Source organism: Halococcus salifodinae DSM 8989 (genome assembly GCF_000336935.1).
Lineage (GTDB): Archaea > Halobacteriota > Halobacteria > Halobacteriales > Halococcaceae > Halococcus > Halococcus salifodinae.
In genome coordinates, this window is the sequence record NZ_AOME01000054.1 from 63,200 (window position 1) to 83,323 (window position 20,124).

21 protein-coding genes and 1 pseudogene are annotated in these 20,124 nt (G+C 65.2%); 7 read left to right on the forward strand and 15 right to left on the reverse strand.

Translation table 11 applies throughout. The features are described from left to right. Positions 1-323: 323 nt before the first annotated feature. The 5 genes and pseudogenes from C450_RS22925 to C450_RS10045 all read right to left on the reverse strand — a co-directional run bounded on the left by C450_RS22925 (position 324) and on the right by C450_RS10045 (position 4,853). Entirely contained in the window at positions 324-1,259 is a 936-nt protein-coding gene (locus tag C450_RS22925) for an integrase core domain-containing protein (RefSeq protein WP_241430334.1), read from the reverse strand. 183 nt (positions 1,260-1,442) lie between these two features. Beyond that, a pseudogene (locus tag C450_RS23490) lies at positions 1,443-2,033 on the reverse strand (DUF6338 family protein); the annotation flags it as partial. 10 nt (positions 2,034-2,043) lie between these two features. Next, complete coding sequence (locus tag C450_RS21615) at positions 2,044-2,403, reverse strand: hypothetical protein (RefSeq protein ID WP_152424474.1); 360 nt, start codon at positions 2,401-2,403, stop codon at positions 2,044-2,046. 175 nt (positions 2,404-2,578) lie between these two features. Continuing rightward, positions 2,579-3,883, reverse strand: a complete 1,305-nt coding sequence (locus C450_RS10040; RefSeq protein WP_005043193.1) for a DUF7405 family protein — start codon at positions 3,881-3,883, stop codon at positions 2,579-2,581. Positions 3,884-3,953: 70 nt separating this feature from the next. Continuing rightward, on the reverse strand, positions 3,954-4,853 hold the full coding sequence (locus C450_RS10045) for a DUF7282 domain-containing protein (RefSeq protein ID WP_005043194.1): 900 nt from the start codon (positions 4,851-4,853) through the stop codon (positions 3,954-3,956). A gap of 725 nt (positions 4,854-5,578) precedes the next feature. Here C450_RS10045 and C450_RS10050 point away from each other — a divergent pair. Further along, entirely contained in the window at positions 5,579-6,121 is a 543-nt protein-coding gene (locus C450_RS10050) for a CBS domain-containing protein (RefSeq protein WP_005043195.1), read from the forward strand. A 471-nt stretch (positions 6,122-6,592) separates the two neighbouring features. Here the strand turns inward: C450_RS10050 and C450_RS10055 are convergent, their stop codons facing one another. Continuing rightward, positions 6,593-6,949 carry a DUF555 domain-containing protein gene (locus C450_RS10055; protein ID WP_005043196.1) on the reverse strand — a complete coding sequence of 119 codons (357 nt, stop codon included), beginning with the start codon at positions 6,947-6,949 and terminating at the stop codon, positions 6,593-6,595. 294 nt (positions 6,950-7,243) lie between these two features. Between C450_RS10055 and C450_RS22405 the strand changes: the two genes are divergently transcribed. The 3 genes from C450_RS22405 to C450_RS10065 all read left to right on the forward strand — a co-directional run bounded on the left by C450_RS22405 (position 7,244) and on the right by C450_RS10065 (position 9,080). Further along, positions 7,244-7,417, forward strand: coding sequence for a hypothetical protein (locus tag C450_RS22405; RefSeq protein WP_005043197.1), 174 nt, complete (start codon positions 7,244-7,246; stop codon positions 7,415-7,417). Between the two features lie 80 nt (positions 7,418-7,497). Then, positions 7,498-8,211, forward strand: coding sequence for an archaeal proteasome endopeptidase complex subunit beta (gene psmB, locus C450_RS10060; protein WP_005043198.1), 714 nt, complete (start codon positions 7,498-7,500; stop codon positions 8,209-8,211). A 416-nt stretch (positions 8,212-8,627) separates the two neighbouring features. After that, positions 8,628-9,080 carry a DUF5799 family protein gene (locus tag C450_RS10065; RefSeq protein ID WP_005043199.1) on the forward strand — a complete coding sequence of 151 codons (453 nt, stop codon included), beginning with the start codon at positions 8,628-8,630 and terminating at the stop codon, positions 9,078-9,080. Here C450_RS10065 and C450_RS22410 read toward each other — a convergent pair. The 9 genes from C450_RS22410 to C450_RS10105 all read right to left on the reverse strand — a co-directional run bounded on the left by C450_RS22410 (position 9,077) and on the right by C450_RS10105 (position 17,886). Next, complete coding sequence (locus C450_RS22410; protein ID WP_005043200.1) at positions 9,077-9,223, reverse strand: DUF7557 family protein; 147 nt, start codon at positions 9,221-9,223, stop codon at positions 9,077-9,079. The genes C450_RS10065 and C450_RS22410 overlap by 4 nt on opposite strands. A 47-nt stretch (positions 9,224-9,270) precedes the next feature. After that, complete coding sequence (locus C450_RS10070) at positions 9,271-10,245, reverse strand: isocitrate/isopropylmalate dehydrogenase family protein (RefSeq protein ID WP_005043202.1); 975 nt, start codon at positions 10,243-10,245, stop codon at positions 9,271-9,273. Continuing rightward, entirely contained in the window at positions 10,238-10,897 is a 660-nt protein-coding gene (gene leuD, locus C450_RS10075; RefSeq protein WP_005043203.1) for a 3-isopropylmalate dehydratase small subunit, read from the reverse strand. Before leuD ends, C450_RS10070 begins: the two co-directional genes overlap by 8 nt. Further along, positions 10,894-12,321: a 3-isopropylmalate dehydratase large subunit gene (gene leuC, locus C450_RS10080; protein ID WP_005043204.1), complete on the reverse strand. Its 1,428-nt coding sequence runs from the start codon at positions 12,319-12,321 to the stop codon at positions 10,894-10,896. The genes leuD and leuC overlap by 4 nt, the downstream gene beginning before the upstream one ends. Continuing rightward, positions 12,318-12,692 carry a hypothetical protein gene (locus C450_RS10085; protein WP_005043206.1) on the reverse strand — a complete coding sequence of 125 codons (375 nt, stop codon included), beginning with the start codon at positions 12,690-12,692 and terminating at the stop codon, positions 12,318-12,320. Before C450_RS10085 ends, leuC begins: the two co-directional genes overlap by 4 nt. Then, the gene (ilvC, locus tag C450_RS10090) at positions 12,685-13,734 is read right to left on the reverse strand and encodes a ketol-acid reductoisomerase (protein ID WP_005043207.1); all 1,050 of its coding nucleotides are present in this window, start codon (positions 13,732-13,734) and stop codon (positions 12,685-12,687) included. Before ilvC ends, C450_RS10085 begins: the two co-directional genes overlap by 8 nt. Then, complete coding sequence (gene ilvN / locus C450_RS10095) at positions 13,731-14,357, reverse strand: acetolactate synthase small subunit (RefSeq protein WP_005043209.1); 627 nt, start codon at positions 14,355-14,357, stop codon at positions 13,731-13,733. The genes ilvC and ilvN overlap by 4 nt, the downstream gene beginning before the upstream one ends. Then, a complete protein-coding gene (ilvB, locus tag C450_RS10100) occupies positions 14,354-16,198 on the reverse strand; it encodes a biosynthetic-type acetolactate synthase large subunit (protein WP_005043210.1) in 1,845 nt (614 codons plus the stop codon). The genes ilvN and ilvB overlap by 4 nt, the downstream gene beginning before the upstream one ends. A 434-nt stretch (positions 16,199-16,632) precedes the next feature. After that, positions 16,633-17,886, reverse strand: coding sequence for a LeuA family protein (locus C450_RS10105; protein WP_005043211.1), 1,254 nt, complete (start codon positions 17,884-17,886; stop codon positions 16,633-16,635). A 305-nt stretch (positions 17,887-18,191) separates the two neighbouring features. Here C450_RS10105 and C450_RS10110 point away from each other — a divergent pair, with 305 nt between their 5' ends. From C450_RS10110 to C450_RS10120, 3 genes are all read left to right on the forward strand, one after another. Beyond that, positions 18,192-18,641 carry a ferritin-like domain-containing protein gene (locus C450_RS10110; protein WP_005043212.1) on the forward strand — a complete coding sequence of 150 codons (450 nt, stop codon included), beginning with the start codon at positions 18,192-18,194 and terminating at the stop codon, positions 18,639-18,641. 141 nt (positions 18,642-18,782) lie between these two features. Beyond that, positions 18,783-19,769, forward strand: a complete 987-nt coding sequence (locus C450_RS10115) for a bile acid:sodium symporter family protein (protein ID WP_005043213.1) — start codon at positions 18,783-18,785, stop codon at positions 19,767-19,769. Positions 19,770-19,804: 35 nt separating this feature from the next. Then, a complete protein-coding gene (locus C450_RS10120) occupies positions 19,805-20,101 on the forward strand; it encodes a DUF5779 family protein (RefSeq protein ID WP_005043214.1) in 297 nt (98 codons plus the stop codon). Positions 20,102-20,124 lie beyond the last annotated feature (23 nt).

Genomic DNA, 20,124 nt, shown 5'->3' on the forward strand with positions numbered 1-20,124 from the left:
AGTGATGTTCTGAACCCAGAGTGTGTATCCTACATAACCCGCAGGGAAATGTATTCAGCCTGCTTCGTCCTTGGTCTTAGCCCTATTTTCGCCCTCACTACCATCTTCACCATCCCTTTCACCTTCGTCGTCATTGCCGCGTACTCGGTTCAGACTTCTCCTTGGGAGGGTTTTCAAACCCGTTATCCAGTTCCACATACCACCTAATAGCGATGGTTGCGAGTCTGTGCTGTCCGGTAAAGATTTCGTCGGTCATCCATCGACGGTCACCTCGGTTGCGAGCAAGTCGCCACCGCCCTCCGCTGGCGATGGCNTTTCGTCGGTCATCCATCGACGGTCACCTCGGTTGCGAGCAAGTCGCCACCGCCCTCCGCTGGCGATGGCACCAACCGCTCGAATGCCTCGGCTGGCGTCTCCAGCGTGTCCCAGTCGAGGCTCATGTGCGGGCGCTCCTCGTTGTAGAAGGTGAGGAACTCATCCAGAGTTCCGAACCGCTGGCGGTGCTTCTCGTAGGTCTGGAAGAACCGTTCGATCTTCCCGTTCGACTGTGGTCGCCCGACCTTGCAGAGCGTGTGTTCGATGTCATTGTCGTGGAGAAAGCGTTCGAACTCGTGATCGAGCCATGGCCGATCATCCTGGCGGGGGTTGACGAATTCCGATCCGTGATCGGTGATGACCTCCAAGATCGGGATCGGACTGTCGAACTCCTCGTCAACGCTTTCGAGGAGTTCGACGGCCTGGCTCGCCGAACTACCGTCAGTCTCGATCATGTCGAAGACGCGCCGCGAGGCGTCGTCTTCGACCGCCAGCACCTGCTGTCCGCGGTCGTTGTGGTACCAGTCCAGATGGACCGTCACCGCCGCATTCTCGCGTTCGAAACGAACCCACGGCCGCTTGCGGCCCTGCTTGGTTGGATTCTCACTCACGTGGTCGTGCTCCTGAAGAATCTCGTGGACGCGGTTATTGGCGATCGAGAGGCCGTCTCTGACGCGGAGTACATGGGCGATGACGACTGCGCCAGCGCGGAGGCGCTGGCGTAGGTCGAGTACCCGTTCTTCGAGGTCGTCAGGATACTCTGCGTAGGGTCTGCGTCCGGGTGTTTCCAACTGTGGGATCTCACCGCTCTCACGGTACGCTTTGGCGAGTTGCTGGACTCGCCGCCGAGTGATCCCGAATTGCTCAGCAACCAACCCAGTATCCATGCCGTGGTCACCAACACGCTGACAGATTCGGGTGGCGTCATCCTGAGCAAGTTTCATCTCACCTGGTTGATCGTCGGGCAGATAGCGCCGACGAAATCTTNCAACACGCTGACAGATTCGGGTGGCGTCATCCTGAGCAAGTTTCATCTCACCTGGTTGATCGTCGGGCAGATAGCGCCGACGAAATCTTTGGCGGACACTACACGATGGTTGCGAGTCTGATTCACGCATAACCAACCTGTCAATGTCATCTTCAAGAAAGAGCATGCTCTCACCACCAACTTGTACGTAGTCTTCTTTGTCTGGGTCGTACCACTGCGGGTCGAAAATCCTGAGCTCTTTCGGCCGATCTGCCCTACTCCATTCCTGGACGAGTCCCTCGTATAACTGGTCGTCAGAGGTCTTTACCCTGACCGAGTGCGTATCACGAACAAAATTTGCCCACGGCTGCCGTGGATTTACTGTGATATTGAGTCTGCTTTGCAGACGCCGTCGAACCCGTTCAGGAACCTCAAGAAGCACAAATACTGTACCGAGCATTCCTATGAATAGAGATAGCAATAGCACGTAGAATATATACTCAACCCGAATACCGGGTTCGAAGAGCAATCCGGGTAGCTCGTTGTAAGACTGAATTGAAACATTGAACAACTGATAGATGTAGACTGCAATTGCATCAATGACGACGCTAAGCACCAAACTCCAAATGAGAAGTGTGAAACGTGAATGTTCGCGTTCGATAGAAGCTAAGTTGATGATCGTCGCTACGGCAACGAACCCTGGAGCAATCAGAACTGCATAGAAGATTGCTGTACTCGCTAGACTGGGCATCAACTACAATCTACGATTCGTTCGAATTGCCGGAACTGTCGCCTGACTCGTTGCTTCCCGAGCTGTGGTCTGACGAACTTCCAGAATCGCCAGAAACGCTGGTCGGGATAGCCTCACTATCGGCAGAAGGGGGATTTTCGCGTCTTTGTGGGCGTTTGCTCTGGCTCTTCTCCACGTCCGCCTTGGTTTTGGAGCCTTCAATTTCCTCACTCTGGTTCTTCGATCCGGCGTTCCGCCGTCCCACCGCCTCGTATTGTCCATCCACGTTTTTTTGAGCACTAAGTGCCTCTTGAGTGGAATCCTCGCCGCCCTTTCCGTTACTGTCTGAGTTGCCGCTTGATTCCGAGTTTGAGCTTGATTCATCAGCCATGCTACTGACATGGCTCCCTGTGAATAAATACGTTCGTACGGTAGAGTGAAAGTGAATACCCGAGAGCGTTTACGACGGTTAAATTTCTCCCCGATCAACTGTATTATCTAATTCCTGTCGCTTAAATACGTTAAACTCGATCGATTGCCATGTCACGCCGAACTCGACAGACGCTTCACTCGCCAGTCGGAGTGGGCAGCGCGCGGAGCGCCATCGGCGGCACGAGGAAGTTCCCGCGGTGTTCGACGAAGATATACTCCAGAATGCCGTTGTTGACCCGCTGGCGGACCGCTGGCGTCGCTTCTGTGAGGTCCGCACCGTTCATGGCTTTCCGTACTTCCTCGAACGCCCCGATCCCTCGCTGGAGCGTCGGGAAATGGAGGCTGGCGATGTCGTCGTCGGTCGACTCGAAGTGCCGGCGCAGCAGCCGGACGTTGCCGTCGGGATCGCGGTTCGCACGCGCGTTCTTCTGGGCGTGACCGACGCGACCGAACTCGCGGGCGGCCTCGTCGATGGTGTCGATCATCGCGGGGGTGAGTCCGTTGTCGGCTCCCAAACTACTCCCGACGCCCTCGACGAGACCCTCTTCGGCGTGGGCCGGCGAAAACATCTCCATCACGCGCTCGTCGAAGTCCTGCTCGCCGTACCAGTCGTCGAGGCGCTGGCGGAGATTTGCAACGTGTTTGGTGGTGCCGCCCGCGAAGGGGCCCTCGCTCAGGGTGACGTAGTCCTCGCTCGCCTGGTTCTTCCGGAAGCCCGCCTGAAACCCCATGAACAGCGGCGATTTTTCGGGCACTGGTCCGGAGTCGGGAATGCCTTCGAGCTTTCCCTGGCGCTCGGCGGGCATCCCTGCACCGATGAACCCCGTCCGGCGCGCGCCGACCGAGAAGACGTCGGTGAGGCGGGTGTCGACGGTGACGCCGTTCGCGGTCTCGCGGTCGCCGGTGAGCGCCTCGTCGGCTTCGAGCACGACGTCCGCCCGATCGCTCGCGAGGTGGAGCAGGGCGTCCTGATCGTCGAGATCGGGCTGTTCGAACGCCGAGAGTCGGCGCGGTGGCGGGAGATCGAGGTCGTCGGGCAGTGACGACTCGAACCGATCGAAGTACGCCGGCGAGTACGCGATCGAGTGGATCAGTCCCTCGTGGGTCCGCTTGTAGGCCTCGTCCAGCGTCGAAAGCGCCGCCGAGACGGTGTTGCGGGCGTCCGCACCGGGCGGACCATCCGCATCCAGATTCAGGTAGAGCAGGATCTGGTGGCGCGGGAGGAGCGAATTTCCATGGTCGTCGAGCCGGATGCGGTCGCGCCACGCGTGCTGACGCGTCGGGAGCTGTTCGAGACTGGCGACGCCGCTCGGGACGGGTTCGTCGGGCTCGTTCCGAAAGCGGCCGAGACACGCCGTGAGCGCGCTCGCCCCGCCGAGCGCGACGGCGGCCTTGCCGAACTCGCGCCGCGAGAGGCTACGATCGGGGCTGGACGGCATCGCCCGAACTACGGGCCACAGCCAAAAGCCGGTTCTGGTACGGGCGTCGAACGCCCCCCAGTGCACCGACTCACCGCCGTCGTCTGCGGACCAGCGCGAGCGCCGCAGTCCCGGCGATCGCGAGTATGCCGACCACGAAACCGAATCCCGATCCTTCAGTTGCCGACGCCTCGCTCGTCCCGGCTGTGGAGCGGGTGCTCGTCGCTGTAGCCGTTGTCGTCGCGTCAGCTCCGGTGGTGTTGGCGGCCTTGCGGACGGTGAAGTCGCTGGCGACGGGCGCGCCATCGATCATCACGGGTGATCCGCGCTCCGCGACGGTGGCCCACAGCCCGAAGCGCGAGTCCTGATTGCGGTAGGACGACTGATCGAGAGTGACGGAGACGTTCTCGTGGACGCCAGCAGCGAGCGCGGTGCGGCCGACGACCGCGCCCGGCTCGCCGTCTCGATCGGTGCGCACGACGACCCAACCCTCGTGACCGAGCGCGACCCGTTCGATCGTCACCGAGCCGCTCGTTGGCTGGCTGCCGAACCCCGAGGCGACGACGCTCGCCGGGCCGGCCGCGCGCTTGTCGACGGCGAAGGACTGTTTCGCGCTGCCGCCGAAGGCCGGTACCGGCTCGTCGTCGGCCGGGTCGAACTCGCCGTCACCGTCGTCGAGATGGAGCACCGCCCATACGGTTCGGGACCCGTTCCACGCCTGCCACGTCTCGTCGCTGACGTTCACCGTGAGCCCGGTCTCGTAGCCGTATTCGGTCGGGGAGTGGCCGATCGGCTCGCCAGGCTCACCGCCGTCGTCGGCGTGGAGCACCAGGAAGCCGCCGGTCGCGGTGAACAGCGATTCGATCACGACCGTGCCGTTGTCGGCGTACTGTGCGTCCGCCGAGAGGTGCTGGCCGTGCGCACTCGCCGGCGTTGCCCCGATCACGAGAACGAGAACGCAACACAACCCAACGGCGAGCGCCCGACGCATGGACGCACGTTCGACGGGTGGCGTCAAAGGCGCGTCGCTGCCGGCCGCCGGCCGGTGCGGTTGCGGTGCGGCTGCGGTGGCGGGCCCGGTGTCTCGACGAGTACCGGAGCACGCTTCGCGCGTGGTTCGAGGGAGCGAAGCTCCCTCGTCATCACGAAAGGCGCGAAGCGCCTTTCGAACGACTCCGAATCCTCGTTCACCTTCGGCTCACGAGAACGCAGCGAGTCGAAGCTCAGGAGAGTTTTGCTCTCCTGGCGTCTCGTGTGAGTGAAACGAGCACGAGGCTTGTCGGAGGTTTCTCTGACAGCGGATGAAGGGCGAGGCGCACGAACGAGGCCGTAGGCCGAGTGAGTAGCGACCGAAGGGAGCGCGCGGCGAGGGCTTCGGCGGTACGGTAGCGGTGCGGTGGGGAAGCGGGCCTCGGTGGATCGAGGGCGAGACCGTGAACGAACGGAGTGAGTGAACGGCTGAGGGCTCGGGCGGTGCTGTGCGGTTGCGGTCGCGGGAAGCGTCGCAACTCCATCGCGAAGGAGCTGCGGAAGTCGCGTGAAGACATCCGATGTGGTCCGAAAGAATGCCGTTCTTCCGAGATGCCGCGGCAGCTTCTTCGCGCGGCTGCGCCGCACGAACGGCCCGAGGCGCGTAGCGCCTCGCTGTCGCCGTCTCGTAGCAAAGTCAAAAGAGGACCCCGGAAAGCTTTTGATTACCCGTGGTTATCTCCGAACATGGACCTGCCGACGCCCGACGACCTCCGTGAACGTCGTCACGAGGTCGATATCACCCAGAGTGCGCTCGCCGAGCGGGCAGGGGTCTCCCAGCCGCTGATCGCGCGGATCGAGAGCGGGGACGTCGATCCCCGACTCTCGACGCTCCGGCGGATCGTGACCGCGCTCGACGCCGCCGAAGGCGAGATTCGCCGTGCGAGCGACCTGATGGGCGAGTCGGTCGTTCACGTCGCTCCCGACGACAGCGTTCGGGAGGCCATCGAACGGATGGGTGAGGCGGGCTACTCCCAGCTGCCGGTGGTCCACGACGAGTATCCCGTCGGGATCATTTCGAACAGTGACATCCGCCGTGCCGGGACCGACGATGCCGCCGAACTCCCCGTGGCTGACGTGATGCGCGAGTCGATCACGACCGTGGCCCCCGACGCGACGCTCGATGCGGTCGACACCCACCTCGATCACCACGGTGCGGTTATCGTGGTCGAGAGCGGGCGAATGGCTGGGATCATCACCGAAGCCGATGTGGCTGCTCACTTGTCCTGAAGACCCACTTTTTTACACGGGATCCTCGGTCGCGCGCTCCCTCGAACCCCTCCAAAAACCTGTCTCCGTGAGTAGCGCGGGACCGGAGGTCCCGCGGACCGTTCGCGCGGTGGAGCCGCGCGAAGACGAAGGCGAACGGAGGCTCGGAAGACGAGCGGCGCGAGGTGCGAGCGTAGTGAGCACCTCGATGCGAACGGCAAGGAACGAGCCGTGAGCGAAGCGAGTCTTCCGGTGGACTAAAAACACCCGTTCACTCGCGCCTGCGGCGCTCGTTCACGGTAGGTCTGCTGGCGCTTGCCGCCACCGNAGTCTTCCGGTGGACTAAAAACACCCGTTCACTCGCGCCTGCGGCGCTCGTTCACGGTAGGTCTGCTGGCGCTTGCCGCCACCGCACAGCACCGCCCGAGCCCTCACTCCCTTCGGTCGTTCGCCCTCGATCCACCAAGGTCCGCACCGCCGCCGCACAGCGCGCTACTCGTCTTCCGGATCGTGTTCGATGGTCTCGACGATGTCGAGCGGGACGTCCCGGAGCGCGCCGCCGACCTCGCTTTTCGCGATCCGCTGGGCGTGCTCGCGGCCGTCGGCGTTGAAGATCTCGATTTCGAGGACGAGACCGACGATCGCGGTACCGGCTGCGACGAACGCCGAATCGAACGGCTCGCCGCAGGCCGGACAGCCGGTCGCACCGACATCGACCTCGACGTAGGATTTGTCGCGCTCGTTGAGTCGCTTGCCGGCCTCGCTGACCGCGACCCCGATCGCGTCGTCGACGTCATCGACGTCTCGGACCAACCACGCCGCCTCCAGCGCCACGAGATAATCGCTCATACCTCCCATCTGCCCCGGGGCGTGACGTGCCTTGCGGTTCCGTCGCCGGCCATGACGATCCGATTCGACGTGATCGTCCCGGCGCGCACGTGAACGCGATGCGTTCCATAAGTTATCGCGACGACAGCAGTGATCTACCCCGGCGATTCGGATCGTACACCATCGAGGTCAAGTGAACTTGCGATACGATCAAAAATAGTTGAATCGCACGACAGCGGCGGTGTACTCTCGATACGAGCGGTCCAGCGACTCGAAATAGTTATATAGGTCTCTGTCGGCCCCTCGGATGACGCCATGATCGAACGGCTGCGCCGCACGACCCTGTTCGCCGCCTACCAGGCCGCCCTCGCGCTCGGCATCGTCACCTTCCCGCTCGCGCTGCTCACCGAGCGAGCTGGAATGTCTCTCCCGGTCGATACCCTCGTCGAACGGCTCGGCGAGGCCCACGAGCGCGCGATCGACGGGTAGCACCACTCGATTCTTCGACTCGAATCGGCAATCCGAGTGTGAAAGACTGGCTTTATCAGCATCCGGGCCGAACGAGGCGTATGCCTCAGCTTCCCGACGGCCAGAACCTCTCTCAGCCCGATTTGCAGCCATCGGAGGACGTCTACGGCCCGGAGCTCGGCACGCTCCCCGAGCCAGAGATGGACAAAGGAGAGATGACGAAGACGGGCACGACCACCGTTGGCCTCACGACCAGCGAGGGTGTCGTGCTCGCCACCGACCGCCGCGCGAGCGCCGGCAACATGGTCGCGAGCAAGCAGGCCGAGAAGATCGCGGAGATCCACCCTCGCGGGGCGCTCACGATCTCGGGCGCGGTCAGCGCGGCCCAAGCACTCATCAGCAACCTGAAGGCGGAGGTCGATCTCTACGAGGCGCGCCGCGGCGAGGAGATGAGCATGCAGGCGCTCTCGACACTCACGGGCAACTTCCTCCGCAGCGGGGCCTTCTTCATCGTCCAGCCGGTGCTCGGCGGCGTCGACGACGAGGGCAGTCACATCTACCGGATCGACATCGGTGGCAGCGTGATGGAGGAGGACTACGCCGTGAGTGGCTCTGGATCGCCGTTCGCACTCGGGGTGCTCGAACAAGAGTACGACGACGGCCTGAGCATGGACGAGGCCGAGACGGTCGCCGCCCGCGCCGTCAAAAGTGCAGTCGAGCGTGACACCGCCAGCGGCAACGGGATCACCCTCTCGGAAGTCACCGAGGAGGGCGTCACGATCGAGAACTACGATAGCATCGAGCAGGTACTCTAAGACACCCACTTTTTTACTGCGAGGGGTCGCCTGCGGCGACCCCCGTCTGCTCACGGGCGCTTCGCGCCCGTTCGCACGGCCAGCGGGACGGCTCCGCCGTCCCGCTCGGCTTGCAAAAACCTGGACTAAAAACACCCGCTCGTTCACTCCGTTCACTCGCGGAAGAATTACTGGTACTTTCTGCCACCACACAGCACCGCGCGAACCCTCTCTCCCGTCGCTCGTTCGCCCTCGATCCACCGAGGCCCGCTACTGCACCGTACCGCCGCCGCACCGCCGAAGCCCTCGGTCACTCGCTGCGCTTGTGACCTCGCCCTTCATCCGCCAGGCACCGCAACCGCGCCGCTACCGCAGCCGCTCCGCAACCGCGCCGCTACGCACGGAAGCCTGATACGCACCCCCGTACAACCCCGCTCATGAGCGACCGCGAGTGGAGCGACAGGATCGCTGGCGATCGGATGGCTGTCGACCAGGAGTTCGCCTCGACCGTCGAGAACTCCCAGTTCTCCCGCCAGCAGTGGGGACTCATCATGACCGCCGTCGAGTTCGAGGTCGAAGGGTCGGCAGGGGGCGAAGATCGTCTCGTCGCGAACACTGACAATCTCCCACACATCATGCCCGAGCTCGACAACGTCGGCGGTGGCATGGGCGGAATGGGTGCAATGAGCGGCGAGGGATCGGGCGGAAATGACGATGGTGGGGTCTTCGGCTCGATCAAGAACGCGCTCGGGATGGGCGGCGACGGCGGCACCGATCAGAAGCGGATCGACGACGCCGAGCGACTGACCCAACGCTACGCCGACGAACTCCAGCAACGCCTCGAAGACCGAGGCAAGTGGGACGACATCCGCGCGAGCGCGGGAAATTAGGGACTGCCACCGCGAAACAGCGTTCGCTCCTCGGTCTCGTAGATGTTGATGAGTTCGGTCACGATCTCGTCGTAGGACTCCTCGTCGACTCGAAGCCGATCGAGTCGGTCGGCGGTGTCCTCGTCGAGATGGACATCAGGCATGGCAAACGGCCCAACGCACGCGAGGCGCTTAACTGCGGCGGCCGTGCTCAGAGCCGGTCGACGATCGACCGTTCGACGTCCTCGGTCGTCGCGTCGCCACCGAGATCCGGCGTCCGGGGTCCGTCCGCGAGCACCTCCAGCACGGCCCCGCGCACGCGCTCGCCCGCAGCGTCGTAGCCGAGATACTCACAGCACATTGCGGCGCTCAACACCGTCGCGACGGGGTTGGCGACTCCCTCGCCCGCGATGTCGGGCGCAGTACCGTGAACGGGTTCGAACAGCGCGCGGTCGGGGCCGACGTTCGCGCTCGGAAGCAGTCCCAGCCCGCCGACCAGCCCGGCCGCGAGATCGGAAAGCACGTCGCCCGCGAGGTTCGGACAGATCACGACCCCGTAATCGGAGGGATCCATCACGAGATGCATCGCGAGGGCGTCCATCAGAGCCGTCTCGTAGTCGGCCCCGCGTTCGTCGGCGACCGCCGCGACGCCGTCGAGAAACAGGCCATCGGTACGGCGCATGACGTTCGCCTTGTGTGCGATGGTCACGTCGTACCCGTTCTCGGCAGCGTAGTCGAAGCCGAACTCCGCAATTCGTTGCGAGGCCGCGTCCGTCGTCACGCGCGTGAGCGTCCGAACGCTCTCGGTGATCTCGCTCTCGATGCCCGCGTAGACGCCCTCGGTGTTCTCCCGAACGAACACGAGGTCGGTCTCGGGGTGGAGCGCGTCGACACCCGGGTAGGCACGCGCGGGGCGGACGTTCGCGAACGACCCGACCGCTTCACGGAGCGGGAGGATCACGTCGGCGGCAGTCTCGCCCGCTGCGCCGAACAGCGTCGCATCGGCCGCCGCGGCCAGCTCTCGAGTCTCCTCGGGAAGCGCACTGCCGGTCTGGGCGCGTGTCTCGTCACCCGCTTCGGCGTACTCGAACACGAAGTCGCCGACCGCATCGAGCACTTTCACCGCGACCGGGACGACCTCCTTGCCGATCCCATCGCCGGGGATCACCGCGATCCGATCAGTCATCGACGTAGGGGAGCGCCTGTGCAGTCTCGTCCACGACACCCGCGTTCGATCGCATGAGTGCGGTCGTGTCCCACTCGCCATCGACGAGCGCCGTGCGCTGGGCGTCGTCGACCGCGACGTCGATCTCGCGATCGCCGTAGCGCACCGTCTCGGCGGCCACGTCGACGTCGATCGCCGTGTCGGGGTTGTTCTCGATGAATTCTTGAAGATCGGCGACCGCCTCCGCGTCGGTGGTCACGGTCGGAATGCCGAGCGCGAGGCAGTTGCCCGCGAAGATCTCGGCGAACGACTCGCCGACCAGCGCGTCGATCCCCCAACGCTGGAGCGCCTGTGGGGCGTGCTCGCGCGAGGAGCCACAGCCGAAGTTGGCGTTGACCGCCATCACCGACGCCTCCTGAAAGCGCTCCTCGTTCATCGGGTGGTCCTTCGGTTCGTCATCGTCGTCGAAGCGCTGATCGAAGAACGCGAACTGGCCCAGCCCGTCGAACGTCACGACCTTCATGAACCGCGCCGGGATGATCTGGTCGGTGTCGATGTCGTTGCCCCGGATCGGGACGCCCGTTCCCGAGACGTGCTCGACGGTTTCGACGGGGCCGTCCCCGCCGTCAGCGTCGGCGTCCGCAACACCACCGTCGGCATCGCCAGCGCTCATGCGGTAGGCACCTCCCGTTCCTCGATCTCACAAACATCCGTGACCGTCCCTTTCAGGGCTGCTGCGGCCACCATCCGCGGGTTCATCAGGACTGTGCGGCCGTCCTTCGATCCCTGGCGACCCACGAAGTTCCGGTTCGACGACGAGGCACACGCCTCGTCGCCCTCCAGTTGATCCTCGTTCATGCCGAGACACATCGAGCAGCCCGCGTTGCGCCACTCGAAGCCCGCCTCGGTGAACACGTCCTGTAGCCCTTCTTCTTCGGCAGTCGCTTGGACGCGCTGGCTCCCGGGGACCACCATCGCACGCACGTCGGGGTGGACCTCGCGACCGGTTACGATCCGCGCCGCGCGGCGCAGATCGGTCAGGCGGGCGTTGGTACACGATCCGAGGAAGGCCACGTCGACCTCGTACCCGTCCATCCGGTCGCCTGGCTCGACGCGCATGTGCTCTTGGGCGCGTCGTGCGGTGTCGCGCTCGCTCTCGGGGAGGTCCTCGGGCGCGGGGATCGGTTCCGAAATTCCGATTCCCTGGCCGGGCGTCGTTCCCCACGTCACCATCGGTTCGAGCGCGCCGCCGTCGATCGTCACGACGTCGTCGTACTCGGCATCGCTCTCTGAGCGGATCGACTCCCAGTAGGGCTTCAGCCGCTCGAATTTCTCGGGGTCGTCGGCGAAGGCGTCGGTCTCACTAAGCCAGTCGTATGTCGTCGCGTCGGGGTTGACGTACCCCGCTCGCGCGCCACCCTCGATCGACATATTGCAGATCGACATACGCCCCTCCATCCCGAGTGATTCGATCGCGTCGCCAGCGTACTCGTAGACGTAGCCGACGCCGCCGTCAGTACCCAGCTTACGGATGATCGCGAGGATCACGTCCTTGGCCTCGACACCCGCACCGAGTTCGCCGGTGATCTCGATCTTGCGGACCTGCTGTTTCTCCATTGCGATCGAGCCCGTGGCGAGCACGTCCCTGATCTGGGAGGTCCCGATACCGAACGCGAGCGCGCCGAACGCGCCGTGAGTCGCGGTGTGGGAATCGCCACAGACCACCGTCATCCCCGGTTGGGTCAGCCCCTGCTCCGGGCCGACGACGTGGACGATGCCCTGGTCGCCCGTGGTGGGATCTGAGAAGTCGATCCCGGCCTCGCGGACGTTTTCCTCCAGCTCGCTCATCATCTCTTCGGCAGCGTCGTCGCCGTAGGGCCGAGACTGGTCGGCCGTCGGGACGATGTGGTCGACCGTCGCGTGGGTGTGCTCCGGATAGGCGACTTCCAGATCGCGCTCGCGCAGCATCCCGAACGCCTGGGGGCTCGTCACCTCGTGGATGAGGTGGAGCCCCACGAACAGCTGGGTCTGGCCGGTTGGGAGTTCCGTGACCGCGTGGCGATCCCAGACCTTGTCGTAGAGGGTGCGATCGCTCATCGATCGTCGTCGCGACCCTCGCGGCCGCGCTCGAAGACCGGGTTCGCCTCGGTCTCGCTCGGCGGCTCGTGATCGACGTCCTCCATGCGATCATCCGTCTCGTCGTCGGCGTCTTCGGCCGCGTCGTCCGCGGCCCGCTCCGCGTCCGGCTTACTTCCGGCAGACGTCCCGTCTGCCGTCGTTCGAGAATCACCGTTTCTCTCACCGCCGTCCGCCGCCACCGTCGGGCCGCGTGCAAAGACCACGCGCTCGCCGAACGGCCGGCCGGTCTGCGGGTTAGTGTGGCTCACGTCGTTCATCGTTCGGTTCGTCGCGTCCGTCGTCTGCCGTGTCGTTTCGTTCGTCATCGGTCGTGTCGCGTTCTCAGTCATCTGCTTGGACTCGCTCTGCGTCGGCTTCTTCCTCGCTCGATTCGGTGTCCTCGGCCCACGCGAACAGGTCGCGCAGGCGCTCGCCCACGTCCTCGATCTCGTGGTTCTTCTCGGCCTGCCGGAGCTGGCGGTAGGCGGGTCGGTTGGCCTGGTTTTCGGCGATCCACTCGCGGGCGAACGCACCGTTCTGGACGTCTTCGAGAACGTTCTCCATGTTCGCGCGGGCGTGCTCGTCGACCACGACGTCGCCCTTGGTGAGACCGCCGTACTCGGCCGTATCAGAGACCGAATCCCACATCTCGCCCAGCCCACCTTCGTACATCAGATCGACGATGAGCTTCATCTCGTTGAGACACTCGAAGTACGCCATCTCGGGGCTGTATCCAGCATCGACGAGCGTCTCGTAGGCCTGCTTGATCAGGCTCGTCACGCCGCCACAGAGCACTGCTTGCTCGCCGAACAGGTCGGTCTCGGTCTCCTCGCGGAACGTTGTCTCGACGACCCCCGCGCGGGTGCAGCCGATGGCCTGGGCGTACGCGAGCGCTTCGTCCTTTGCCTCGCCGGTCGCATCCTGATAAACCGCGAGCAGACCTGGCGTCCCCTGATCGTTCTCGTAGTTGCGCCGGACGAGGTGGCCCGGGCTCTTCGGGGCGATCATCGTCACGTCCACGTCCTCGGGCGGTTCGATCTGCCCGAAGTGGATGTTGAACCCGTGGGCGAACTGGAGGGTGTCGCCGGCGTCGAGTTCCTCGGTGATGTCGTCGTAGACCGACGGCTGGACGGTGTCGGGGACGAGCATCGAGACGATGTCCGCGCGCGCGGCGGCCTCGACGGGAGTTTCTACGTCGAGCCCGTCGGCACGGACGGCGTCGCGAGAATTCGAGTCCTCGCGGAGCCCCACAACCACCTCGACCCCGCTCTCGGCGAGATTTTGCGCGTGGGCGTGGCCCTGGGAGCCGTAGCCCATCACGGCTACTGTCTTCCCGTCGATGGCGGTGCTGTCGGCGTCGTCGTCGTAGTAGATCGTCGCGTGTTCTGTCATGATTGGGTTCGTTCGTACCGCTCCTCTTCGGCGTGAGTCGTCCACTCCTCGCCGCGCGCGAGCGCGGTCTGTCCCGTCCGAGCGAGCTCGCGAATCCCGAACTGCCGGAAGGCGTCGATCGCGTCGTCGATTTTCTGTTCGTCACCGGTGATCTGGACAGTAACGGTCCGTGGGCCGGCGTCGAGGGTGGTTCCGTCGTACATCTCGGTGACGGCATGGACCTTGTCGGGCTCCTCGCCGTGGACTTTCAGGACCACGAGCTCCCGGCGCACGGCGTCGTCGCCCAGCTCGCGCACCGAGATCACGTTGATCACCTTGTCGAGCTGTTTTTCGACCTGGCGGACGCCGGGTTCTGGCTCCTCGATCACCAGCGTGACCCGGGAGGTCTCGGGGTTCGTGGTCGTGCCCACGGTCAGGGACTCGATGTTGAACTGCCGGCGCGAGACGAGCCCGGAGATCGTCGCCAGCACGCCCGGCTCGTTCTCGACCAGCGCCGAGATGACCGTGCGTCGCGACGCGGGCTCGGCCGCGACCGCCGGATCGATCCGGATGCCCTGGGCGTTGCGCCGGCCCGACGGCTGTGGTCGCTCGTCGGGAGCCGGTCCCTGGAGTCCTTCCGTCATAGCTGATCCTCCGCGAGGACGAACTCGCCGTTCGCGCCACCGCTCGGCACCATCGGGTAGACGTTCTCGGTCGGATCGATATGAGCGTCGACGACCGACGGTCCGTCGTGCGCGAGCGCCTCGCTCACGACGTCCTCGACCTCGCCCTCGTCGTCGATGGTGTACCCGCGCGCGCCGAACGCCTCGGCGAGCGTCTCGAAGTCGGGCACCCACGGGTACTCCGAGGCCATCCGCCGGCCCTCGAAGAACCCGTCCTGCCACTGCCGCACCATCCCGACCGCCTCGTTGTTCAGGACGAACACCGTGATGTCGAGGTTCTCCCTGACGGCGACCGCGAGCTCCTGAAGCGTCATCAAAAAGGAGCCGTCGCCGTCGAAACAGACCACCGACTGGTCGTCGTCGGCTGCGAAGCGCGCGCCGATAGCGGAGGGCAGCCCGTAGCCCATCGTCCCGAGACCGTGCGAGGAGACCCACGTCCGGGGCTCGGTGTACGTCCAGTACTGGACCGCCCACATCTGGTGCTGGCCGACACCCGTCGTCACGATCGTGTCGTCGGCCGTCGCCGCGTCCACGGCCTCGACCACGAACTGTGGCTTTAGTGGTGCATCCGCCGGCGCAGCGTAGTCCATCGGGTACTCGTCCTTCCACATCAGGCACTGCTCGCGCCACTCCTGCCAGCGCTCGCCGGTCGCGGCCATGTCCGTGTCTCGCTCCTCGGCGAGCGCGGCGTGGACCTGCTCGATCACCGTGCCGGCGTCGCCGAGCAGCGGGTAGTCGGCGTGGACGTTCTTGCTGATCTCCGCGGGATCGATGTCGGCGTGGACGATCTCGGCCTCCGGGGCGAACGTCTCGACACCACCGGTCAGTCGATCGTCGAAGCGGGTGCCGACCGCGAACATCGCGTCGCAGTGGGTGATCGCCATGTTCGCGTAGCCCGTGCCGTGCATTCCGGCCATCTCCATCGCGAGGTCGCGGTCTTCGGGGAACGCGCCGACTGCTGGCATCGTCGTCACCACGGGCACGCCGTACTCGGTGGCGAATTGCCGGAGGTCGTCGCACGCCTCGGCCTTGATCACGCCGCCGCCAGCGAGGATCACGGGCCGCTCGGCGCTGGCGATCGCGTCTGCGGCCGTTTCGACCGCCTCCTCGTCGGCGCGTTCGGGCGGATCGTAGGTTTCCGGCGTTTTCCCCTCGTCTGGCTCACGGTCGGTCGCGCCGTTCGTCACGTCTTTCGGGAGGTCGACGAGCGTCGGCCCCTGGCGGCCCTCGTCAGCGAGCGCGAACGCCTCACCCACCGCGTCGCCCACGGTGTCGGCGTCGCTCGCGAAGTAGTTCTCCTTCGTCACGGGACTCGTGATCCCGGTGGTGTCGGCCTCCTGGAAGGCGTCCGAGCCAACCATCGCAGTCGGAACCTGACCCGTGAGCGCGATCATCGGGTCCGAGTCGAGCGAGGCGTCCGCGAGCCCGGTCACGAGGTTCGTCGCCCCCGGTCCCGAGGTCGCGAGACAGACGCCGGGATCGCCCGAGACGATGCCGTAGGCGTCGGCGGCGTGGGCTGCACCCTGCTCATGGGCCATCGTGACGTGGTCCATCGCCGAGTCGTACAGCGCGTCGTACACCGGCATGATCGCGCCGCCCTGAACCCCGAAGAGATGCTCGACGCCGGCGGTTTCGAGCGCGCGCACGACCGACTCCGAGCCGGTCGTCACGGGCCGAGCACCTGCGTCCTCGGAGGACGCTTCTTCCGTGGGCGTCCCTTCGGCAGCCACCTCCTCGGCCGTCGCGGCTTCGGTGGCCGGCTCGTCCGCGTCGGGGCGGTGAGTCGGTTGCTGTTCGCTCACGGAACACCCCCCGTTCGCGGTGTGGGCGGTGAGCCGTGCATCCGTCGTGGGCGATACGTCTGGCGTGGTCGGGTCGGTCGTTGTTGTCGTGGTCGCTGTCGGTCGTGCATGGATCGCGTGTCGAGTGTCGCGCGTGCTGGTCGCTGTGTGGTCGGTGCAGCAGGGTCGGGGGAGAAGGTGGTGTAGGGGGCTACGCCCCTACAATAATCGACACACGCACGCCGACCGCGCCGCTCCGAGGCTGCGGCCCTCGTGCGACAGTCGATCGGAACATCGTATCCACATCCTCCATTCCGACGGTAATAACCCTTGCGTGCGCTGCAAGCGTTGCGCCGGCCGGGGTTCTGGCGAGGGCCGATCGCACTACCGTCTCCGCTCGCACGGGCTGGCGCTACCCGCCGGTGATGGGATGGAGCGTTCGAAGCGCGCATGATTCAGTCGTCGGCCTCCGTCCGGACGATCCGCTCCGATCGACTGATGCCGACCTCGCTCGCGAACCGGGTCAGCACGTCCATCGTGACCCGCTCCTTCTCGGCACCGAAGTCCTTCACTCGGCGGGTGCACTCGCGCACCTCGTCGTCGGTCGGCTGGAATCCGGCCTCGACGAGCCGCTCGCGGACTGAATGCTGGCCGGTGTGTTTCCCCAAGACGAGCTCGCGTTCCGCGCCGACCATCTCGGGAGTCATCACGCCCGGCTCGAAGGTGTCGGAGTTCTCGATCACGCCCGCGGCGTGGATCCCCGACTCGTGGCTGAACGCGTTCGCGCCGACGATCGGCTTGTTCGCGGGCGTCTCGATCCCGCTCATTCGCTCGACTACTCGCGCGAGTTCGGTGATCCGGGTCGTGTCGATCCCGGTGTCGACGTCGTACAGCGACTCGGCGCTCATCACGACCTCCTCGTAGGCGGCGTTACCGGCGCGCTCGCCGATGCCGTTCACACTCACTTGAGCCTGCTCGGCTCCGGCCTCGAAACCTGCAAGCGCGTTCGCGCTCGCCAGGCCGAAGTCGTCGTGGGTATGGACGTCTATCCGGGCGTCGGTGTGCGCGCGGACGGTCTCGATCAGGTCGCCGAACCGGCTGGGGGTCGCGACCCCGCAGGTGTCGGGAACGTTGATCCAGTCCGCGCCGGCCGTCGAGACCGCCTCGACCACGTCGACGAGGTACTCCCCATCAGTACGAGTGGCGTCCATCGGCGAGAACATCACCTCGACGCCGGCTTCCTTCGCGCGCTCAACCGCCTCGACCGAGCGCTCTTTCATGTCCTCGCGGCTGGCGTGCATCGCGTCCTCCAGTTGGACGTCGCTGGTCGACGCGAAGACGTGGACCATCTCCACGCCGGCGTCCAGCGCGGCGTCGACGTCGCCCTCGACGACGCGTGCCAGGCCGCAGGTTGTCACACTCGTGCTCGCGGCGATGTCGCTCACGGCCTCGAACTCCGCATCGGAGTTCACGGGGAACCCAGCCTCGATTACATGGGTTCCCATCTCGTCCAGCGTTGCAGCGATCTCGCGCTTGTCGTCGTAGCTGAACGAGGTGCGTGGCGACTGCTCGCCGTCACGTAGCGTCGTGTCGAAAATTCGAACCGTGTCGACTTCAGTTGTGGATTCTAGTGTGCCCTGGAAGAACTCGACCCGCCGGGGTCTCCGACGATGTGTCCTCCGTGTCCACGTTGTGGTGGGACATTGCAATCGACTCCGATGCGCATGACACTCATAAACCTGTCGCTCCACCACACGGCATGGGACGACCCACACGACGACCGACCCCAAAACCGACAGCAATCAACGTATATCATTTGTCGCCAATTCCTTATATTCCTCAGCACAGATCACAGCGAACCGTCGCAACGTGGCCGCCGTCGGAGTGATATTTCCGCCCTGAATAGCCGGAATACAACAGAACGAGGCTCGCGCGCGATCCGGCGGCGTCGCGAGGACCGCCGATCCGACGGACGGCAGCTACACTGAAGTTCCCGGAGCGTGTAGCGGGGCCCATGACGAGCGAGGAAGTCACTCGCCTGCTCAAAGTGGCCTACGGCGACGAGATCGAGACCGTGATGAACTACCTCACGAACTCCATCGTGCTCGACGGGGTTCGGGCCGAGGAGATCAAAGAGAGCCTCGAGGTCGACATCGACGAAGAACTGAATCACGCCAGGATGCTCGGCCAGCGACTGAAACAGCTCGACGAGCGCCCGCCGGCGTCGGCCGATTTCGAGATGCACCAGGATAGCCTCCAGCCCCCGGAGGACTCGACGGACGTGCCCGCGGTGATCGACGGCGTTCTCGAAGCCGAGAACGACGCCATCGACACCTATCGATCGTTGATCCACGCCGCGCGCGACGCCGACGATCCCGTGACCGAGGACATCGCAGTCACGATCCTCACCGACGAGGAGGCCCACCGCACCGAGTTCCGCGGGTTCCGGAAGGAGTACGCGTAGTCGACGCGGCCGAGGACTTTTATTGGGGCGTGGTGACGGCCGTGGTATGTCCGACGACATCGACCGCGCCGGCGGATCGTCTCGCGCACTCGCGTGGTGGGACCGCCATCCCGCCCGTTCCGTGAGCGAGGAGCCGAGGGCGTGAGCCTGCTCGACCGACTCGAACGGATCGGGGGGTTCGCGAGCACGTACTTCGTGGTCTGGGTGTTGCTGTTCTCGGGTGCGGCGCTCGCCTCGCCCGCGACGTTCACCTGGATCGAGCCGTACATCACGCCGCTGCTGGGCGTCATCATGCTCGGAATGGGGCTGACGCTCCAGCCCGCGGATTTCGCGCGGATCGCGGAGCGTCCGCGCGACGTCGCGATCGGCGCAGTCACCCAGTGGATCGTGATGCCGATCGCGGCGTGGGCGATCACGGTCGCGCTCTCGCTCCCGCCCGCACTCGCGATCGGCGTGATCCTGCTGGGTGCTGCGCCGGGCGGCACGGCATCGAACGTGATGACGTATCTCGGAAAGGGTGACGTCGCGCTCTCGGTCGCGATCACCACCGTGACGACGATCGCCGCACCGGTCGTGATGCCGGCGTGGGTCGTCGCGCTGGCCGGCGAACAGCTCCAGGTCACGTTCGCCGAGATGTTCACGAGCATCGTTCAGGTCGTCCTGCTCCCCGTGATCGCCGGGTTCGTGCTCCGCATCGCCCTCGATCGCTACGCGCCGCGGCTCGCGACGGCGGGCCTCTCGATCTTTCCCGCGATCAGCGTCGCCGCCATCGTCGCCATCGTCGCGGCGGTCGTCGGGCTCAACGTCGAGAACATCCTGACTGCGGGCGCGGTCGTGTTGCTCGCGGTCGTCGCCCACAACGCGATCGGGCTGGGGGCTGGCTACGGCGTCGGGCGCGCGAGCGGAATGAGCCCCGAGCGGGTCCGGGCGTGTACCTTCGAGGTCGCCCTCCAGAACAGCGGGCTCGCGGTCGCGCTCGCGACGGCGTACTTCAGCCCGCTCGCCGCGCTCCCGCCCGCGCTGTTCAGCGTCTGGCACAACGTCACCGGCCCCGCGTTGGCGACGTACTTCTCCCGGCAGTCCGATCGAACGTCCGACGTGCCGCGGGCGGAGCCGGCCGACGACTGACGGAAGCGTTTTCTTCGACCGCGGTGAGACCCGGTATGAGCGAGTTCGACCTCGATCTCCAGACGATCGAATCAGAGATGGACGTGGAGGACGCCGACGGCACCGGTCGGGTGGTCCTCGGGGTGCTCGACGGCCGGACGCCCGACGAAGAGTGGGTCGCGGAGGTCGACGGCGGCGCGGTGCTCGTTCTCGCCGTCGAGGGCGACATGAAGCGGCTCGCAGCCGGCTTCGCGCCCGATATCCGCGAGATGGGTGGCGAACTCATTCACTTCCGCCGATTCCTGCTCGTCACGCCGTCCGGTGTCACGATCGACACCGATCGATTGGATTGACTGCGAGACGGGCTGGTTCTTCA

What these genes read in the sequence shown, in the direction of transcription:
- C450_RS22925 (WP_241430334.1), bottom strand. Translation starts at nt 1,259, where the DNA reads ATGAAACTTGCTCAGGATGACGCCACCCGAATCTGTCAGCGTGTTGGT.
- C450_RS21615 (WP_152424474.1), bottom strand. Translation starts at nt 2,403, where the DNA reads ATGGCTGATGAATCAAGCTCAAACTCGGAATCAAGCGGCAACTCAGAC.
- C450_RS10040 (WP_005043193.1), bottom strand. Translation starts at nt 3,883, where the DNA reads ATGCCGTCCAGCCCCGATCGTAGCCTCTCGCGGCGCGAGTTCGGCAAG.
- C450_RS10045 (WP_005043194.1), bottom strand. Translation starts at nt 4,853, where the DNA reads ATGCGTCGGGCGCTCGCCGTTGGGTTGTGTTGCGTTCTCGTTCTCGTG.
- C450_RS10050 (WP_005043195.1), top strand. Translation starts at nt 5,579, where the DNA reads ATGGACCTGCCGACGCCCGACGACCTCCGTGAACGTCGTCACGAGGTC.
- C450_RS10055 (WP_005043196.1), bottom strand. Translation starts at nt 6,949, where the DNA reads ATGAGCGATTATCTCGTGGCGCTGGAGGCGGCGTGGTTGGTCCGAGAC.
- C450_RS22405 (WP_005043197.1), top strand. Translation starts at nt 7,244, where the DNA reads ATGATCGAACGGCTGCGCCGCACGACCCTGTTCGCCGCCTACCAGGCC.
- psmB (WP_005043198.1), top strand. Translation starts at nt 7,498, where the DNA reads ATGCCTCAGCTTCCCGACGGCCAGAACCTCTCTCAGCCCGATTTGCAG.
- C450_RS10065 (WP_005043199.1), top strand. Translation starts at nt 8,628, where the DNA reads ATGAGCGACCGCGAGTGGAGCGACAGGATCGCTGGCGATCGGATGGCT.
- C450_RS22410 (WP_005043200.1), bottom strand. Translation starts at nt 9,223, where the DNA reads ATGCCTGATGTCCATCTCGACGAGGACACCGCCGACCGACTCGATCGG.
- C450_RS10070 (WP_005043202.1), bottom strand. Translation starts at nt 10,245, where the DNA reads ATGACTGATCGGATCGCGGTGATCCCCGGCGATGGGATCGGCAAGGAG.
- leuD (WP_005043203.1), bottom strand. Translation starts at nt 10,897, where the DNA reads ATGAGCGCTGGCGATGCCGACGGTGGTGTTGCGGACGCCGACGCTGAC.
- leuC (WP_005043204.1), bottom strand. Translation starts at nt 12,321, where the DNA reads ATGAGCGATCGCACCCTCTACGACAAGGTCTGGGATCGCCACGCGGTC.
- C450_RS10085 (WP_005043206.1), bottom strand. Translation starts at nt 12,692, where the DNA reads ATGACTGAGAACGCGACACGACCGATGACGAACGAAACGACACGGCAG.
- ilvC (WP_005043207.1), bottom strand. Translation starts at nt 13,734, where the DNA reads ATGACAGAACACGCGACGATCTACTACGACGACGACGCCGACAGCACC.
- ilvN (WP_005043209.1), bottom strand. Translation starts at nt 14,357, where the DNA reads ATGACGGAAGGACTCCAGGGACCGGCTCCCGACGAGCGACCACAGCCG.
- C450_RS10110 (WP_005043212.1), top strand. Translation starts at nt 18,192, where the DNA reads ATGACGAGCGAGGAAGTCACTCGCCTGCTCAAAGTGGCCTACGGCGAC.
- C450_RS10120 (WP_005043214.1), top strand. Translation starts at nt 19,805, where the DNA reads ATGAGCGAGTTCGACCTCGATCTCCAGACGATCGAATCAGAGATGGAC.